General features: G+C 61.2%; 12 protein-coding genes. 6 read left to right on the top strand and 6 right to left on the bottom strand.

Annotated elements, in window-relative coordinates:
• The first annotated feature begins 11 nt into the window (after positions 1-11).
• Together ACW4DH_RS11255 and ACW4DH_RS11250 are read left to right on the top strand one after the other, a co-directional pair.
• Positions 12-1,064: a metal-dependent hydrolase gene (locus ACW4DH_RS11255; RefSeq protein ID WP_459636492.1), complete on the top strand. Its 1,053-nt coding sequence runs from the start codon at positions 12-14 to the stop codon at positions 1,062-1,064.
• Entirely contained in the window at positions 1,049-1,387 is a 339-nt protein-coding gene (locus tag ACW4DH_RS11250; protein ID WP_459636491.1) for a hypothetical protein, read from the top strand. Before ACW4DH_RS11255 ends, ACW4DH_RS11250 begins: the two co-directional genes overlap by 16 nt.
• 90 nt (positions 1,388-1,477) lie before the next feature.
• Here the strand turns inward: ACW4DH_RS11250 and ACW4DH_RS11245 are convergent, their stop codons facing one another.
• From ACW4DH_RS11245 to metE, 3 genes are all read right to left on the bottom strand, one after another.
• The gene (locus ACW4DH_RS11245; RefSeq protein WP_459636490.1) at positions 1,478-2,095 is read right to left on the bottom strand and encodes an FMN-dependent NADH-azoreductase; all 618 of its coding nucleotides are present in this window, start codon (positions 2,093-2,095) and stop codon (positions 1,478-1,480) included.
• A gap of 126 nt (positions 2,096-2,221) precedes the next feature.
• On the bottom strand, positions 2,222-2,992 hold the full coding sequence (locus tag ACW4DH_RS11240; RefSeq protein ID WP_459636489.1) for an MliC family protein: 771 nt from the start codon (positions 2,990-2,992) through the stop codon (positions 2,222-2,224).
• A gap of 114 nt (positions 2,993-3,106) precedes the next feature.
• Positions 3,107-5,395: a 5-methyltetrahydropteroyltriglutamate--homocysteine S-methyltransferase gene (gene metE, locus ACW4DH_RS11235; protein WP_459636488.1), complete on the bottom strand. Its 2,289-nt coding sequence runs from the start codon at positions 5,393-5,395 to the stop codon at positions 3,107-3,109.
• Positions 5,396-5,526: 131 nt separating this feature from the next.
• Between metE and ACW4DH_RS11230 the strand changes: the two genes are divergently transcribed.
• Positions 5,527-6,441 carry a LysR family transcriptional regulator gene (locus ACW4DH_RS11230; protein WP_459636487.1) on the top strand — a complete coding sequence of 305 codons (915 nt, stop codon included), beginning with the start codon at positions 5,527-5,529 and terminating at the stop codon, positions 6,439-6,441.
• Between the two features lie 29 nt (positions 6,442-6,470).
• Here the strand turns inward: ACW4DH_RS11230 and ACW4DH_RS11225 are convergent, their stop codons facing one another.
• Genes ACW4DH_RS11225 through ACW4DH_RS11215 form a run of 3 tightly spaced genes read right to left on the bottom strand, consistent with a single transcriptional unit; the run spans position 6,471 to position 9,246 of the window.
• Positions 6,471-6,896, bottom strand: coding sequence for a lipocalin-like domain-containing protein (locus ACW4DH_RS11225; RefSeq protein WP_459636486.1), 426 nt, complete (start codon positions 6,894-6,896; stop codon positions 6,471-6,473).
• 2 nt (positions 6,897-6,898) lie between these two features.
• Positions 6,899-8,524, bottom strand: coding sequence for an ATP-binding protein (locus tag ACW4DH_RS11220; protein WP_459636485.1), 1,626 nt, complete (start codon positions 8,522-8,524; stop codon positions 6,899-6,901).
• A 5-nt stretch (positions 8,525-8,529) separates the two neighbouring features.
• Positions 8,530-9,246 (bottom strand): winged helix-turn-helix domain-containing protein, encoded by a 717-nt coding sequence (locus ACW4DH_RS11215; protein ID WP_459636669.1) that lies wholly within the window; start codon positions 9,244-9,246, stop codon positions 8,530-8,532.
• A gap of 436 nt (positions 9,247-9,682) precedes the next feature.
• Between ACW4DH_RS11215 and ACW4DH_RS11210 the strand changes: the two genes are divergently transcribed.
• From ACW4DH_RS11210 to gnd, 3 genes are all read left to right on the top strand, one after another.
• Entirely contained in the window at positions 9,683-12,613 is a 2,931-nt protein-coding gene (locus ACW4DH_RS11210) for a ribonucleoside-diphosphate reductase subunit alpha (RefSeq protein WP_459636484.1), read from the top strand.
• A gap of 94 nt (positions 12,614-12,707) precedes the next feature.
• Entirely contained in the window at positions 12,708-13,952 is a 1,245-nt protein-coding gene (locus ACW4DH_RS11205; RefSeq protein ID WP_459636483.1) for a ribonucleotide-diphosphate reductase subunit beta, read from the top strand.
• A gap of 172 nt (positions 13,953-14,124) precedes the next feature.
• Entirely contained in the window at positions 14,125-15,102 is a 978-nt protein-coding gene (gnd, locus tag ACW4DH_RS11200) for a phosphogluconate dehydrogenase (NAD(+)-dependent, decarboxylating) (RefSeq protein ID WP_459636482.1), read from the top strand.
• Positions 15,103-15,277: the final 175 nt, after the last annotated feature.

The raw sequence follows: 15,277 nt of genomic DNA, 5'->3' as shown, positions 1-15,277 counted from the left end.
GGAAATCCATCGTGGACTCCCTGACTCAGGCCTGCCTTGGCGCCGCGGTGGGCGGCACCCTCCTCGGCCGACGTCTGGGTCGCAAGGCGATCCTCGTCGGCGCGGCACTCGGCACCCTGCCCGACCTTGACGTGGTCATCGACTATGGCGACGCCGTGGCCGACTATACCTATCATCGCGGCTTCAGCCATTCGCTGTTCGTGCTGGAAACGCTGGCCACGGGCCTGGCGCTGCTCTGCGCCAGCGGGCCTCGCACACGCGGGATCGCATTCCGGCATTGGTGGCTGTTTTTCAGCGCCTGCCTGCTCACCCATCCGCTGCTCGATGCCTTTACCACCTACGGGACTCAGCTGTGGTGGCCACTAAGAGTTGCCCCGGTCAGTTGGCATAGCATTTTCATCATCGACCCCCTGTACACCCTGCCGCTACTGATCACGCTGCTGATCGCGCTGTCCAGCGGTCGAGTTCCCGGAGCGCTCCCCTGGGGGCTGACGCTTTCGAGTGCGTACTTGGCCTTCACCCTAGTGGCCATGAGTGTGGTCGATGCCCGCCTGGCCCCTGTTCTTGCCGACCGCGGCCTGCTGAAGGCCCCGCGCCTGGTCCAGCCGACACCGTTCAATGCGCTGTTATGGCGGGTGACAATCATCGAAGGCGATGACTATTACGAAGGATTGGTTGGCCTGCTCGACGAACGCCCGCCAAGCATGACCCGCTTTGCACGTGGCGCGGCGCTTGAGGCAATCGCACTGAATACGCCTGCGGGCCAACGCCTTGACTGGTTCGCCGGACCGTTTCTAGCCTATCAACGTCAAGCACACGCCGATCACGAAACGCTGATCGCCACCGACCTGCGCCTCGGCTTTCCGGGCTACTACCCGTTCCGCTTTGCCCTGGCCGAACGTCGCGCGAGTGACAGCTGGCAAGCCATCGAGGCACATCGGGCACCTGGCGAGCGGGCTAACGGAGATAGCTTGCGACAACTCATGCGGCGTATCGTCTCGGACCGCATCCCCCTGTGCCACGCCCCCTCCCATCAAGGGATCATCTCATGTCAGCGCCGTTAACCCGGCACGACCGGCCTCGGCAAGCCTTGAACACCATCGCCACGGCCAACGCACACCTTGCCGGGTCCGATCGCGCCGCCAGATACGCCAAGTTTGCCGAATCGCCTTACCGCTTCTTTCGCGGCACCCACACGCTCGACGCCGGCAAGCCCTATCGCAAGCGGGGAGGCATTCTCGCACGCGAACATCTACGCGGCTCGCGATCGCTCAATCCCGACGAGCACGTCTCGCCCGCCATGTCAGTCAGCGGCTGGAGGGCCGGCTCGAGGCTTCATCGAGATGGTAACGACGCTAACGCTCCCTTATACCGACTGCGTCGCTGAGGATCATCGCACCTTTATCGACGCGCAGAGTGTCGAGGCAAGCCATGCCGAAGCGCGCAACACCGAGCGCTGATGTTTTCGCCAGCGCGTCTATAGGCTTGCAACCAAGCGATCGATGGCTTGGCGCGCCTCGGCAACCGCCGCCTCGCGAGGTGCAACGCCCATTGCCAAGCCTTCGGCATAAACGAAATCGACCTCACCGATCCCCATCAGCCCCAGCATATGTGTCAGGTGCGGAGTCTGCGAATCCAGCTCGGTACCTGCGTACCGGCCACCGCGTGCCGCCAGAATAATGGCGCGCTTTCCCTCGACCAGCCCCTGCGGCCCCTGTTCGGTGTAGCGAAAGGTTCTGCCGGCGCGTAGCACACGGTCAAACCAGGCCTTGAGCTGGGAGGGAATGCCGAGATTGTATAGCGGTACCGCCAATACCAGCACATCGTGAGCGAATAGCTCGGCAAGCAGGGCTTCGGAGCGTTCCGCCAACGCCTGCTGCGCGTCACTACGCTCGTGCTTGGCGGCCATCCAGCTGGCGAGCTCGGCACTGTCGAGGTGCGCCAGCGGTTCGGCGACCAAATCGCGCTCGGTGACGCTAAGCTCGTCGCGCTCGGCGGCCTGACGCTTGAAGTGTTCGGCGAGACCACGGGACTGGCCGTTATCGCCGAGAATCGAACTGTTGAGCAGCAACACGCGAGTAGGGGTCATCATCATCCATTCTCCTTGAAGGGGGATGACGATCATTTTAAATAGAAAGTTTGCAATGAAAATCGCAAAAAACCGCGCCAACCATTCGACGTAAACGAATGTTAATCAGCATCGACGCCCGATGAGCGCAGGCTATGACTGGCGCTCGATACCTTGTCCGCATCCTTGCAATGTACGGCTCCCCATCTCGATTGTGACCCGCACCGGATAGGGCTTGCCGCTCATGGTGTCGAAACAGGCACGTGCCTGAAGACGTACCGTGATCGGCTGCGAGGCGTCGTTGCTGCGCAGGATTACGCTGGCCTGCTGCCCATTGTTGAGATTGACCAACTGATAATCCAGCGTGCGGTTTTGCTCGCCATAGTCACTGATCAGCGTCATCTGTGGCCGGTCGCGGTCCAGATCCAATGTCCAGCCCGGCTCGTTACCCACGGCGTGAAAGATCGATCGCGGGTGGTCGCGACGCGTCAGAGTCTGACGCTGGGCATCCTCTTCGCATGCCAGGCGACCATTGTCACTTTCCACCCTCGCCTGACGACCTTCGTTCCAGAACACCAGATCATCCTTGACGTAGCGTTTCCCCGACGCCACGACGGCACGGTCGAGGCGATAGTGACCCTGCGCCGACCATAAGCGCAGGTAACCGTCAGGAAAGGCGGCAATCAGATCCTGGGCCGGCATGCAGCGCCAAGCGATGAAGGCCTCTGCACCATCGGCAAAGAATGCCGAGGGTAACAGTGGCGACTTCGGTTCGGGCGCCTTGTCCGGCGCCGCTGACGGCACGGCGGTGGGCACACGAACGGCAATATCATCGATCGGCGGCTGAGTATCGGGGGTCGGGGCCGGTCCGGCACAGCCGGTCATTAGCACGACGGCTCCCAGCAAGGTAAGTATGAGACGCATAGCAACTCCACTGGCACATCGGAACGAGATATCTCATCATACCAGCCGCTGATCATCAGCGCCGCTGCATGTACCGCTTACACACGCGTCTTTCTCGCTCACGTGCCGCCGCGCTCAGGCAAAGCGTCTACGCAGTTCCTCAGCCGCTTCGACCATATTCGCCAGGGCCGGCTCGACCTCCGACCAACCGCGGGTCTTGAGGCCACAGTCGGGGTTGACCCATAGCCGCTCGGCGGGAATCTTGTCCAAAGCCTTTTCCATTAGCTGAACCATCCAGGCCACATCGGGAATATTCGGCGAGTGGATGTCGTACACCCCCGGACCGATGCCATTGGGATATTCGAATTCCTGGAATGCCTCGAGCAGTTCCATGTCGGAGCGCGACGTCTCGATGGTGATCACGTCGGCATCGAGTGCCGCGATGGCGGCGATGATGTCATTGAACTCCGCATAGCACATGTGCGTATGAATCTGCGTCTCGTCACGGACAACGGCGGCGGACAGCTTGAAACTCTCCACGGCCCAGTCGAGATAATGTTGCCACTGCGCATGCCGTAACGGTAGGCCCTCGCGCAGAGCGGGCTCGTCGATCTGGATGATACGGATCCCGGCAGCTTCCAGTTCGGCCACCTCGTCACGCAGAGCCAGGGCGATCTGGCGGCATGTTGTCTCGCGGGGCTGATCGTCGCGCACGAATGACCACTGCAGGATGGTCACCGGGCCGGTAAGCATGCCCTTCATCGGCCGGGCCGTCAGCGACTGGGCATACTCGCTCCACCGCACGGTCATGGCGTGAGGGCGACTGACATCGCCGAAAATGATGGGCGGTTTGACGCAGCGTGAGCCATAGCTCTGGACCCAGCCAAAGCGGGTAAAGGCAAAGCCGTCGAGCAACTCCCCGAAGTACTCGACCATATCGTTGCGTTCCGGCTCGCCATGTACGGGCACATCAAGGCCCAGCGCCTCCTGACGCGAGACGACATGACTGATCTCCTCACGCATGCGCGCCTCGTAGTCAGCCTCGTCGAGTTCGCCGGCCTTGAAGGCGCGACGCACCGCACGGATATCGGAGGTCTGCGGAAAGGAGCCGATCGTAGTGGTGGGAAACAACGGCAATCCCAGCGCCTGCTGCTGTTCGCGTGCCCGCACCGGGTAGGCACTGCTGCGCTCGGTATCCGCCGAAGTCACGGCGCCGAGCCGCTTGGCCACTTGCGATTTGTGAATACGTGCTGAAGCCCGCCGCGCGGCCAGGGCCGCATCAGCCGCCTCGAGGCGCTTCTCGTCCGCCACGGATGCATTGCCATCAAGCAGCCGAGCCAGGGTCACGGTCTCGTCGAGTTTCTGACGCGCAAACGCCAGCCAGCTTTTGAGCTCGGCATCCAGCTCGGTCTCGGAGTTGAGATCCACCGGAACGTGCAGTAGCGAACAGGAGGGCGCGATCCACAGCCGCTCACCCAAACGTGCGCGAGCCGCGCTCAGTGTGTCACGCAACCGGGTCAAGTCGGCACGCCAGACGTTACGGCCGTCGATGGCGCCGACCGACAGCACCTTGTAACAGGGCAGTCGGTCAAGGACGCCGGTCAGCTGTTCCGGGGCACGCACCACATCGATGTGCAGGCCATCCACCGGCAGCCCCACCGCCAATGCCAGATTGTCACCCAAGCCACCGAAATAAGTCGCGACGAGCAACTTGACCGGCGCGATACGCAGCGCGCTGTAAGCTGACTCAAACGCCTGTTGCCACTTCCGGGGCAGGTCCTGAACCAGCGCCGGCTCATCGAGCTGCACCCACTCCACGCCCTGTTCGGCCAGACGGTTGAGGATCTCGCCGTAGACCGGCAGTAGTGCATCGAGCAGATCGAGACGTTCGAAGCCGTTTTCCTCTCGGGCCTTGCCCAACCACAGCCATGTCAGCGGGCCGGTCAGCACCACCTTGACAGGATGACCCGCCGACCTGGCCTCCTCGACTTCGTCGAACAGCCGTGAGCTGGCGATTCGGAAGGTTTGTCCCGCGTGTAGCTCGGGGACGAGATAATGGTAGTTGGTGTCGAAATACTTGGTCATCTCGCAGGCCGCGGCCGGCGTACCCGTCGGTGCCCGGCCACGCGCCATACGAAAGGTGGTGTCGAGATCAACCTGCTCGCCACTCGGGCCGAAGCGTGCAGGGACGGCGCCGACCATGGCGGTGACATTCAGAATCTGGTCATAGAACGCGAAGTCGCCGACGGTGACCAGATCGAGCCCGGCGTCGCGGCTTGCCTGCCAGTGACGCGCGCGCAACTCGGCACCTCGCGCTTCCAGCGCGGCGGAATCGATGTCGCCTTTCCAGTAGGACTCGACGGCCTGCTTGAGTTCACGGTTCGCACCGATACGCGGGTAACCTAAAGTGTGGGCCAGCGTCATGGTTATTCCTTGGCTTGATTAGCGGATAGAATGGTGTTTTCGCCAATGGCGTTGGAGTGCAGTCTCGCTGGCCGACTTGGTTGAATCAAACTAAATTAACTAATCATTAAAGTGAAAAAACTTCATTCTCCATGCTCGAGCTACGTCACCTTCGTACCCTTATCGCGCTACGCGACGCCGGCTCCCTGGTCGAGGCCGCCGAACGGGTTCATCTGACCCAGTCGGCCCTCTCGCACCAGATCAAGGATCTGGAAGAGCGTCTGGGCAGTCCGCTGTTCCTGCGCAAGACCCGTCCGGTGGAGTTCACCCGCGCCGGCACGCGCCTGCTGGCCCTGGCGGAGCAGGTGCTGCCGCAGATTCGTATGGCCGAGCGCGACCTGGCGCGACTGGCCGGCGAGGAACAGGGACGACTGCACATGGCCATCGAGTGCCACAGCTGCTTCCAGTGGCTGATGCCCACCATCGATTATTTCCGCGATCATTGGCCGGAAGTGGAGGTCGACATCCCCAGCGGCCGCAGCTTCGATCCGCTGCCCTCCCTAGCCCGCGAACAACTCGATTTAGTGATCACCGCCGACCCTCAGCCGCTCGCGGGTGTCCATTACGAGCCATTATTTCGTTACGAAGGACTGCTGGCGGTCTCCAAGCAGCACACGCTGGCCGCCAAGGGCTGGGTGGCGCCTGGCGATCTGGCGCAGGAGACCCTGATCACCTATCCGGTGGAGCACGCCCGGTTGGATGTGTTCACGCAGTTTCTCGACCCCGCCGGAATAACGCCGCGTGAGGTGCGGACCGCCGAACTGACGATCATGATGATGCAACTGGTCGCCAGCGGCCGCGGGGTCTGCGCGCTGCCCAACTGGGCGTTGACCGAATATCTCGAGCGCGATTACGTGCGCAGCTTGCCGCTTGGCGAGCACGGCCTCTGGAGCACGCTATTTGCAGCGATTCGGGAAGAGCAGCGCGACTTGCCGTGGATGGAGGATTTTCTGCGTACCGCTCGGGAAACGTCTTTCGCAGTACTGACGGGAATCAAGCCGGCCTGAACCGGCCGGCTCGGGAGCGGTAGCAAGACTTACGCGCGCCGCCAGATCAGCAGCGTTTCATAGCCGCCTTCCGGCAGCTGCGGATTGGGCTCATCGGTAGCCAGTGTCAGGGTATCGTCCGTCAACGTGACGCAGCGACTGAGGGTGATACCCTCCCATACCGGCAGAGTGGCGATTTCGACGTCATGGTGCACCACGCTCTCCTCCAGCCGCCAATGTCCGGTATAGGCAAATCCCGAGCGAAACAACGCCGCTAGACAAGCATCGCTATCGGGGTCCAAGGGTGGCCGGGTCTCGGCCGCTACTTGCACACTCATCCTCGCCTCAGGCGCTGGAAGGTAGTGCAGCCAGCCACGTGCGCGCCCCAGCGGGGCCTGCTCGCGTCCATCCGGCCAGCGGTAGACGAAGTGCTGCAACTGCCAGCTTCCGGCCAGGGAGGCTTGAGTCGGGTTCATGATCACTCACTCATAAGGTTGTGGGAGGTATCGGGGCGGCTACGTATCGGCAACAGCAGACTAAAACGGGCCCCCCCTAGAATACGGCTGCTGTCGACCACCACACTGCCACCATGCCAGGCCATGACCTTTTGCACGATCGACAATCCCAGCCCATAGCCTCCCGAGCTGCGGGTGCGGCTATCATCCAGCCGGGTAAACGGCTTGAAGATCAGCAGCCGGTCGGCTTCGGGAACCCCGGGGCCGTCATCCTCCACGTCCAGACGCACGGCGCGCGCCTCCCGCGAGATTCTCACCTGGACCTGCGACTGGGCATGTCGACAACCATTGGACACCAGGTTTTGCAGGGCGCGTTGCAGGTAGCGCGGCTCGGCCTCCACCTCAATGTCATGGTCCGCTATCACCTTCAATTCCAGATGGCTGTGCAGTGGCGCCAGCGTCTCGACAACCCGCTCCGCCACGGCACGGCAGGCGACGCTTTCGGTCTCCAGAGTAATGCCTTGAACGTTATCATTACCCAACCGCGCATAAGTCAGGATCTCATCTATCAGTTGATCCAATTCCTCGATATCACCATCGATGCCTTTCAACTGTTGTCGTACGAACTCCTGAGTGGTCATATCCTCGACCATCTGTACGGCAAAGCGAATCCGCGCGACTGGCGTACGCAGCTCATGCGAAACGGCCCGGATCATTTCCTGCTGGCTACGCAACAGCGACTGCACCTGGGCCGCCATGCCATTGAAGGCCATGCCGACTCGTCCCAGAAAATCGCTGCTCTCGACCTTGACCCGAGTATCGAGATATCCCCCGGCAATGCGGGTAGCCGCCTTTTCGAGCCGCGCCACATGCCCTTCCACGCCGCGGACAATGAAGTAGATGGCGCCTGCCAGCACACTGAGACCGATGGCCAATAACGCCAGGGCCAGCGAGATGGGCATGGTTTCGAACGTGCGCACCGGCCCGATCTGCAGCCAACGTTCGGCACCGAGACGTGCATGAATGTAGAAGCTGCCGACACCGGGATCGAGGCGCACCACGATCTCGCCGCCCTCAAGCCGGGTCAACTGAATCGGGTCCACGCTGCCGGGAGGTGTCGCGGTAAGCTGCAAAGGCACATGAAAGACGTTGCGCAGGACATTCATGCGAGCGCTACGCTCATCTCCGGTCACGCTGTTAAGCCAGTTGCGCAGGGCTTCCGTCGCGCCGCGCAACTGCTGTTCACCAAGCGTGTCCAGACGTGCCTCAAGAACCCAGGGTTCTTGGGGCAAACGTTGCAACACCTGCCAGTCGCCATCGGCCAATTCGATCAGCGGGCGGCCATTATCGAGACGCGAACGCTCGAAGTAATTGAGCGTAAGACTGTCGATATTCCGCAAAGCCAGCGGCATGCCCAGCGTCGACGCCAGCGAGGAAAGCCATGCGTCACGCTCAGCCGCCGGCTGCGACTCGGCCAGAGTGGCCAAGAGCGCCATCGGGCCGCTGGCGATCCTCTCGCGATATTTCTCATGACGAACCTGGTCGACGATGAGAAACCCCAGCAACGCCAAACCGAATGTCAGCACCAGTGCCAGCAGTAGTGAGAGGTAGACTCTCAGAAATGCACTGTCGGTTAACCCTCGCCGCATTAGCTCTAGCTATCCTTGACGAAGAGGTAACCTTTACTGCGCACCGTCTTGATGCGGTGTGGCTGGTTAGGATCGTCGCCAATCTTAGGCCTTATACGCGACACTCGCACATCGATGGAGCGGTCCTGCCCGTCATACTTGATACCGCGCAACTGGGAAAATATTTCCTCGCGGGTCAGCACGCGTCCCGCGTTGTCCGCCAGCAGCCACAGCAGATCGAACTCGGCACTGGTCAGGTCGATGCGCTCTTCATCGAGCCAGGCTTCACGCGTCGCACTGTCGATGACGAGATTGTTGAACATCAGCCGGGTCGCGCCGCTGACCGATTCCAGCGCATCGCTGCGGCGCATCAACGCTCGCATGCGCGCCAGCAGCACACGCGGCTGCACGGGTTTGGGAACATAATCATCGGCGCCCATTTCCAGCCCCAGCACCTGATCCATGTCATCGGTGCGTGCCGTCAGCATCAAGATGGGGCCGCCGTAGTGGGGCCGTGCCCGACGGCAAATGGACAAGCCATCCTCGCCGGGCAGCATGAGATCCAGAATGACGAGCTCGGGTTGTTCATCGACGATCCGCTCTACGCCGCGTGAGCCGTCGTGCTCGAGGGTAACGCGAAAGCCATTGGCCTCGAGATATTCCCGGGTCAGGTTCGCTAACCGCTCATCATCCTCGATGATCAGAATGTGATCCTGGTGTCTTGTGCTTTCCAAAGCAGTCATCATCCCTTTAATTGGTGCCTTCGATCCCTGCCTGACGCATCTAAATTTAAAGGACTGCGACAGGGCTTTACATGTTGCCACTTATACCATAGCGGATAGCACGCAATGATACCCGAAATCACTTGCAATAAGCCTAGCACTCATTCGACAAGTTTTAACCTGCGCTAAAAAAAAGTTCCGTTTCCCGCTAGTGGCGGCCTGGACAGGGGCCTTCGGACTCATACCCAGAAGAGACACAAGATATACACATCTTATCCACTTGAAGGCGCCTTGGAAGCACACTATCTTGTGCCTCTTCACGGCACAACTACAATATGGTGTGCACCTATCAACTCACAGAGGCGCTGTCAAATCCAGCGATTTCGACAGCTCTTTTGATGAATTTCAGTGCTCTAGCATTATTTTAACCATCTTCTGCGTAGATAAAGGTCGACGTATGGAAACCATATTCTCTTCGGAGCAAGCATCTGACGCGTCGTCAGTAGGCGTAACCGCGCCTCAGCGGCTGCGGGTCATCAAGCGCAACGGTGATGTCGTGGCGTTTGATGTCAGCAAGATTTCGGTGGCCATGACCAAGGCCTTTATCGCCATAGAAGGCGACAACGCCGGCGCCTCCTCACGGGTCCGCGATTTCGTCGCGCAGGCGACGCAACAGATTACCGAGGCCTTCCAACGCCGTATGCCCGATGGCGGCACCCTGCATATCGAGGATATTCAAGACCAGGTCGAACTGGCGCTGATGCGTGCCGGCGAGCAGAAGACCGCCCGCGCCTACGTGCTCTATCGCGAAGAACATGCCCGTGCCCGTCAGTCACGCGGCACCAGTATCGCCAAGCCCCATCCCAGCCTGAACATCACGCTGCCCGACGGTACGACGCGCCCGCTCGACCTGGCCCGCGTCGAGACGCTGGTGCACGACGCCTGCGAGGGGCTGGCCAACGTCGAAGCGCAGAAGATCGTCGATGCCTCGCTGAAGAACCTCTACGACGGCGTCCCCATCGACGGCGTTTCCACCGCCCTGATGATGACCGCGCGTACGCTGGTGGAAAAGGAACCCAATTACACCTACGTCACCGCGCGCCTGCTGCAGGACAATCTGCGCCGCGAGGCGTTGTCCTTCCTGGGTGTCGCCGAAGAGGCCACGTTCGGTGAAATGGCCGACCTCTACGCGCCGGCATTCAAGACCTATATCGACAGGGGCATCGAATTCGAGCAGCTCGACGAGCGCCTGCGCAGCTTCGACCTCGAACGGCTCGCCGCCGCGCTGGACCACACTCGCGACAACCAGTTCACCTACCTCGGGCTGCAGACGCTCTACGACCGTTACTTCCTGCACCGCGACAGTGTGCGCTACGAACTGCCCCAGGTGATGTTCATGCGCGTCGCCATGGGACTGGCCCTCAACGAGGATGACCGCGAAGCACGCGCCATCGAGTTTTACGAGCTGCTCTCCAGCTTCGATTACATGGCTTCCACGCCCACGTTGTTCAATGCCGGCACCCAGCGCAGCCAGCTCTCCAGCTGCTACCTGACCACCGTGCCCGACGATCTCGACGGCATCTACAGCGCCATCCGCGACAACGCCATGCTCTCCAAGTGGGCCGGCGGGCTGGGCAATGACTGGACGCCGGTGCGCGCGCTGGGCTCCTACATCAAGGGTACCAACGGCAAGTCCCAGGGGGTGGTGCCGTTTCTCAAGGTGGTCAACGACACCGCGGTCGCCGTCAACCAGGGCGGCAAGCGCAAGGGCGCGGTATGTGCCTATCTCGAGACCTGGCACATGGATGTCGAGGAATTTCTCGAGCTGCGCAAGAACACCGGCGACGATCGCCGCCGCACCCATGACATGAACACCGCCAACTGGGTGCCGGATCTGTTCATGAAGCGCGTCTTCGACGACAAGGAGTGGACGCTGTTCTCGCCATCCACCTGCCCGGACCTGCACGACCTCTACGGCGCCGCCTTCGAGAAGCGCTACGAGGAGTACGAGGCAATGACCCGTAACGGCCAGTTGAAGCTGTTCAAGCGCGTCAGGGCCAAGGACTTGTGGCGCAAGATGCTGTCGATGCTGTTCGAGACAGGCCATCCATGGATCACCTTTAAGGACCCGTGCAACCTGCGCAGCCCGCAGCAGCATGCCGGTGTGGTGCATTCGTCCAACCTGTGCACCGAGATCACGCTGAACACCAATGTCGATGAGATCGCGGTGTGCAACCTGGGCTCGATCAACCTCGCGCAGCATGTCACCGACGGCCAGCTCGACGGCGACAAGCTCAAGAGGACCGTGCGTACCGCGGTGCGTATGCTCGACAACGTCATCGATATCAACTACTACGCAGTGCCGCAGGCGCGTCGCTCCAACCTCAAGCACCGCCCGGTGGGACTGGGCATCATGGGCTTCCAGGACGCTCTCTACGAACAAGGCATCGCCTACGCGTCGCAGGATGCGGTGGAGTTCGCCGACCGTTCCATGGAGCTGGTCAGCTATCACGCCATCGAGGCCTCCTCCGATCTCGCCGCCGAACGAGGCAGCTACGAGAGCTACGAAGGGTCGCTGTGGAGCCAGGGTGTGCTGCCCATCGACTCCATCGCCAAACTCGTTGAAGAGCGTGGCGCCGATTACATCGAAGTCGATACCTCGGCCACCCAGGACTGGGACTGTATCCGCGACAAGGTCACCCGCCAGGGCATGCGCAATTCCAACGTGATGGCGATCGCCCCCACCGCGACGATCTCCAACATTTGCGGCGTGTCGCAGTCCATCGAGCCGACGTATCAGAACCTCTACGTGAAATCCAACCTCTCCGGCGAGTTCACCGTGGTCAACGCCTACATGGTTCACGCCCTCAAGGAGCGTGGCCTGTGGGACGAGGTGATGATCAACGATCTCAAGTACTACGACGGCAGCGTACAGCCCATCGAGCGCATGCCTGAGGATCTCAAGGCCCGCTATGCCTCGGCCTTCGAAATCGAGCCGAAGTGGATCGTCGAAGCCGCCTCGCGTCGTCAGAAGTGGATCGACCAGGCCCAGTCGCTGAACCTGTACATTGCCGGCGTCTCGGGCAAGAAGCTCGACGTGACCTACCGCATGGCCTGGTTCCGCGGATTGAAGACCACCTACTACCTGCGCGCCCTGGGTGCCACCTCGGTGGAAAAATCCACCGTCGAGCGCAGCAAGCTCAATGCCGTGGGCAATGGCAGCGACGCCGGAGCGCCGCCAGCCGCGGCGCCCCCCGAAGCGCAGCAAGCGCCTACGGCCGGCGGGAAGGAGCCGCGGGGTATCGAGGATTTCCTGCAGGGCAAGGGCGGCCAGCGCGCACCGTCGGCCGGCGATATTGACGACCTGGGTTGCGAGGCGTGTCAGTAACCCTTCATTCGGCACCTGCCGAGTCGAACTCATGCAACGAACCGTTGAGCCGGTTTGCGGCTCAACGCTTGATTGCCAGATTAAAGGTGATTTCATGCTGAACTGGGATGAATTCCACGAAGACGATGCTCCTGCCGCCCCAAGCCAGTCGGCGCCGGCCAAGCAATCCGCGGTAGCCCCCGAGACGCCCGCACCGTCGGCAGAGGTAAAGGAAAGCGCCGGCAGCTATCAGGTTGCTGAAGCGGATCGCCTCGCCCGCGCCCAGAAGGCGCTCGATGAGCTGGACGTCGCCGCCGGCCTGGAAGAGCTGGAAATGGGCGCCAACCGCGTTGAGGTCGATGACAAGCGCATGATCAATGCCCGCGCCGACGTCAACCAGTTGGTACCGCTCAAGTACGACTGGGCATGGCAGAAGTACCTCGACGGCTCCGCCAACCACTGGATGCCGCAGGAAGTGAACATGAACGCGGATATCGCGTTGTGGAAAAGCCAGGATGGCCTGACCGAGGATGAGCGGCTCATCATCAAGCGTTCGCTGGGCTTTTTCTCCACTGCCGACTCGCTGGTGGCCAACAATCTGGTGCTGGCCGTCTACAAGAACATCACCAACCCCGAATGTCGCCAGTACCTGCTGCGCCAGGCCTTCGAGGAAGCCATCCACACCCACGCCTACCAATACTGCGTGGAGTCGCTGAGCATGGACGAAGGTGAAATCTTCAACATGTACCGCGAGGTCGACTCGGTAGCCAAGAAGGCCGCCTGGGCACTCAAGCACACCCAGTCGCTGGCGCGCCCGGACTTCCAGACCGGCACGCCGGAGCAGGACCAGGAATTTCTGCGCAACCTGATCGCCTTCTACTCGGTTACCGAAGGCATCTTCTTCTACTGCGGCTTCAGCCAGATCCTGTCCATGGGCCGACGCAACAAGATGACCGGCGTTTCCGAACAGTTCCAGTACATCCTGCGCGACGAATCCATGCACGTGAACTTCGGCGTCGACATGATCAATCAGATCAAGATCGAGAACCCGCACCTGTGGACCGCTGAATTTCAGGATGAAGTCACCCAGATGATCCTCGAAGGCACTCAGCTCGAAATCGCTTATGCGCGGAACACCATGCCGCGCGGCGTACTCGGCATGAACGCCGCGATCATGGAGGAATACCTGCACTTCATCTGCAATCGCCGTCTGGCGCAGATCGGTTTGAAGGAGCAGTTCCCGGGCGCCACCAACCCGTTCCCGTGGATGAGCGAGATCATCGATCTGCGCAAGGAAAAGAACTTCTTCGAGACGCGCGTCACCGAATATCAAGTCGGTGGTGCGCTGAGCTGGGATTGATCTAGTCTGCTCACGACACCCCACAATCGATGGGCCACTGCTGCAAAGCATGGCCCATTGTTGTGTCGGAGGTTAAACGACAGCCGATAATCGCGTGACGCCGGCATTCGATGCCATAGCGCTCGTCTGACGCTAGCCTCAATTCATTGTCTCTTGGTGAAAGGATCACAACATGCAACTCGGTATCATCGGGGTCGGCCGCATGGGCGGCAACATCGCACGGCGCCTGATGCGCAAGGGCCATGAGATCGTTGCCTACGATCGCAATCAGGAGGCGATTAGCGCCCTCAACGAGGATGGCGCTACTCGCACGGACAGCCTACAGGCCCTGGTCGCCAACCTCGCCAAGCCGCGGGCGGTGTGGGTCATGCTGCCGGCCGGCGAGATCACCGAGACAACGATCATGGAACTTGCCGAGATGATGGAAGCGGACGATGTGATCATCGATGGCGGCAATACCTTCTACAAGGATGACATTCGTCGTGCCAAGACGCTGCGTGCCAAGGGCATCCATTATGTCGATGTCGGGACGTCCGGCGGCGTATGGGGACTCGAGCGCGGCTATTGCATGATGATCGGTGCCGAAGGCGAGACCTTCGAGCGCCTTGAGCCTTTGTTCGAAACCTTGGCGCCGGGCTACGGCGATCTTGAGCGTACTCAGGGCCGTAATGCGCCCGATGACCGTGCCGAGCGTGGTTACATCCATGCCGGCCCTGTCGGCGCCGGGCACTTCGTCAAGATGATTCACAACGGTATCGAATATGGCCTGATGCAGGCGTATGCCGAAGGCTTCGATGTCATGAAGACCAAATCGTCGCCGGATCTGCCCGAGGACGAACGCTTCGACCTCAACCTGGCCGACATCGCCGAAGTCTGGCGCCGTGGCAGTGTCGTCTCATCGTGGCTGCTGGACCTGACCGCTCAGGCTCTGGCCGGCGATGAGCGGCTGGAGGATTACACCGGCGCGGTCGCCGACAGTGGCGAAGGCCGCTGGACCATCGATGCAGCGGTCGAACAGGGCGTGCCGACCCCGGTACTGGCCGGTGCACTTTTCGCCCGCTTCCGCTCGCGCCAGGAAAACACCTACGCCGACCGCCTGCTGTCGGCGATGCGCTTCGGCTTCGGAGGGCACGTCGAGCCGCCCAAGTGATTGCCACTCGGTACGATGAGATATCCTGTGAAGTCGCACCGAGCGTATCCCTGACGGCATGTTCCTAACGGCATGCCGCGCCTGAATCACGGCCCGATTTGATCGACCGGGAGAGCCCTCTCCGGCAGGTCGATCGGGCCAGTGTCACCTGGCTAACAGCGTCTTATTCCCTTGC

The organism is Halomonas sp. WWR20, assembly GCF_054602495.1.
This window is presented reverse-complemented; position numbering and strand designations above follow the sequence as displayed.

Coding starts and splice junctions, on each gene's coding strand:
- ACW4DH_RS11210 (WP_459636484.1), top strand. CDS start 9,683: ATGGAAACCATATTCTCTTCGGAGCAAGCATCTGACGCGTCGTCAGTA.
- ACW4DH_RS11240 (WP_459636489.1), bottom strand. CDS start 2,992: ATGCGTCTCATACTTACCTTGCTGGGAGCCGTCGTGCTAATGACCGGC.
- ACW4DH_RS11215 (WP_459636669.1), bottom strand. CDS start 9,246: ATGACTGCTTTGGAAAGCACAAGACACCAGGATCACATTCTGATCATC.
- gnd (WP_459636482.1), top strand. CDS start 14,125: ATGCAACTCGGTATCATCGGGGTCGGCCGCATGGGCGGCAACATCGCA.
- ACW4DH_RS11225 (WP_459636486.1), bottom strand. CDS start 6,896: ATGAACCCGACTCAAGCCTCCCTGGCCGGAAGCTGGCAGTTGCAGCAC.
- ACW4DH_RS11250 (WP_459636491.1), top strand. CDS start 1,049: ATGTCAGCGCCGTTAACCCGGCACGACCGGCCTCGGCAAGCCTTGAAC.
- ACW4DH_RS11245 (WP_459636490.1), bottom strand. CDS start 2,095: ATGATGATGACCCCTACTCGCGTGTTGCTGCTCAACAGTTCGATTCTC.
- ACW4DH_RS11205 (WP_459636483.1), top strand. CDS start 12,708: ATGCTGAACTGGGATGAATTCCACGAAGACGATGCTCCTGCCGCCCCA.
- ACW4DH_RS11230 (WP_459636487.1), top strand. CDS start 5,527: ATGCTCGAGCTACGTCACCTTCGTACCCTTATCGCGCTACGCGACGCC.
- ACW4DH_RS11220 (WP_459636485.1), bottom strand. CDS start 8,524: ATGCGGCGAGGGTTAACCGACAGTGCATTTCTGAGAGTCTACCTCTCA.
- metE (WP_459636488.1), bottom strand. CDS start 5,395: ATGACGCTGGCCCACACTTTAGGTTACCCGCGTATCGGTGCGAACCGT.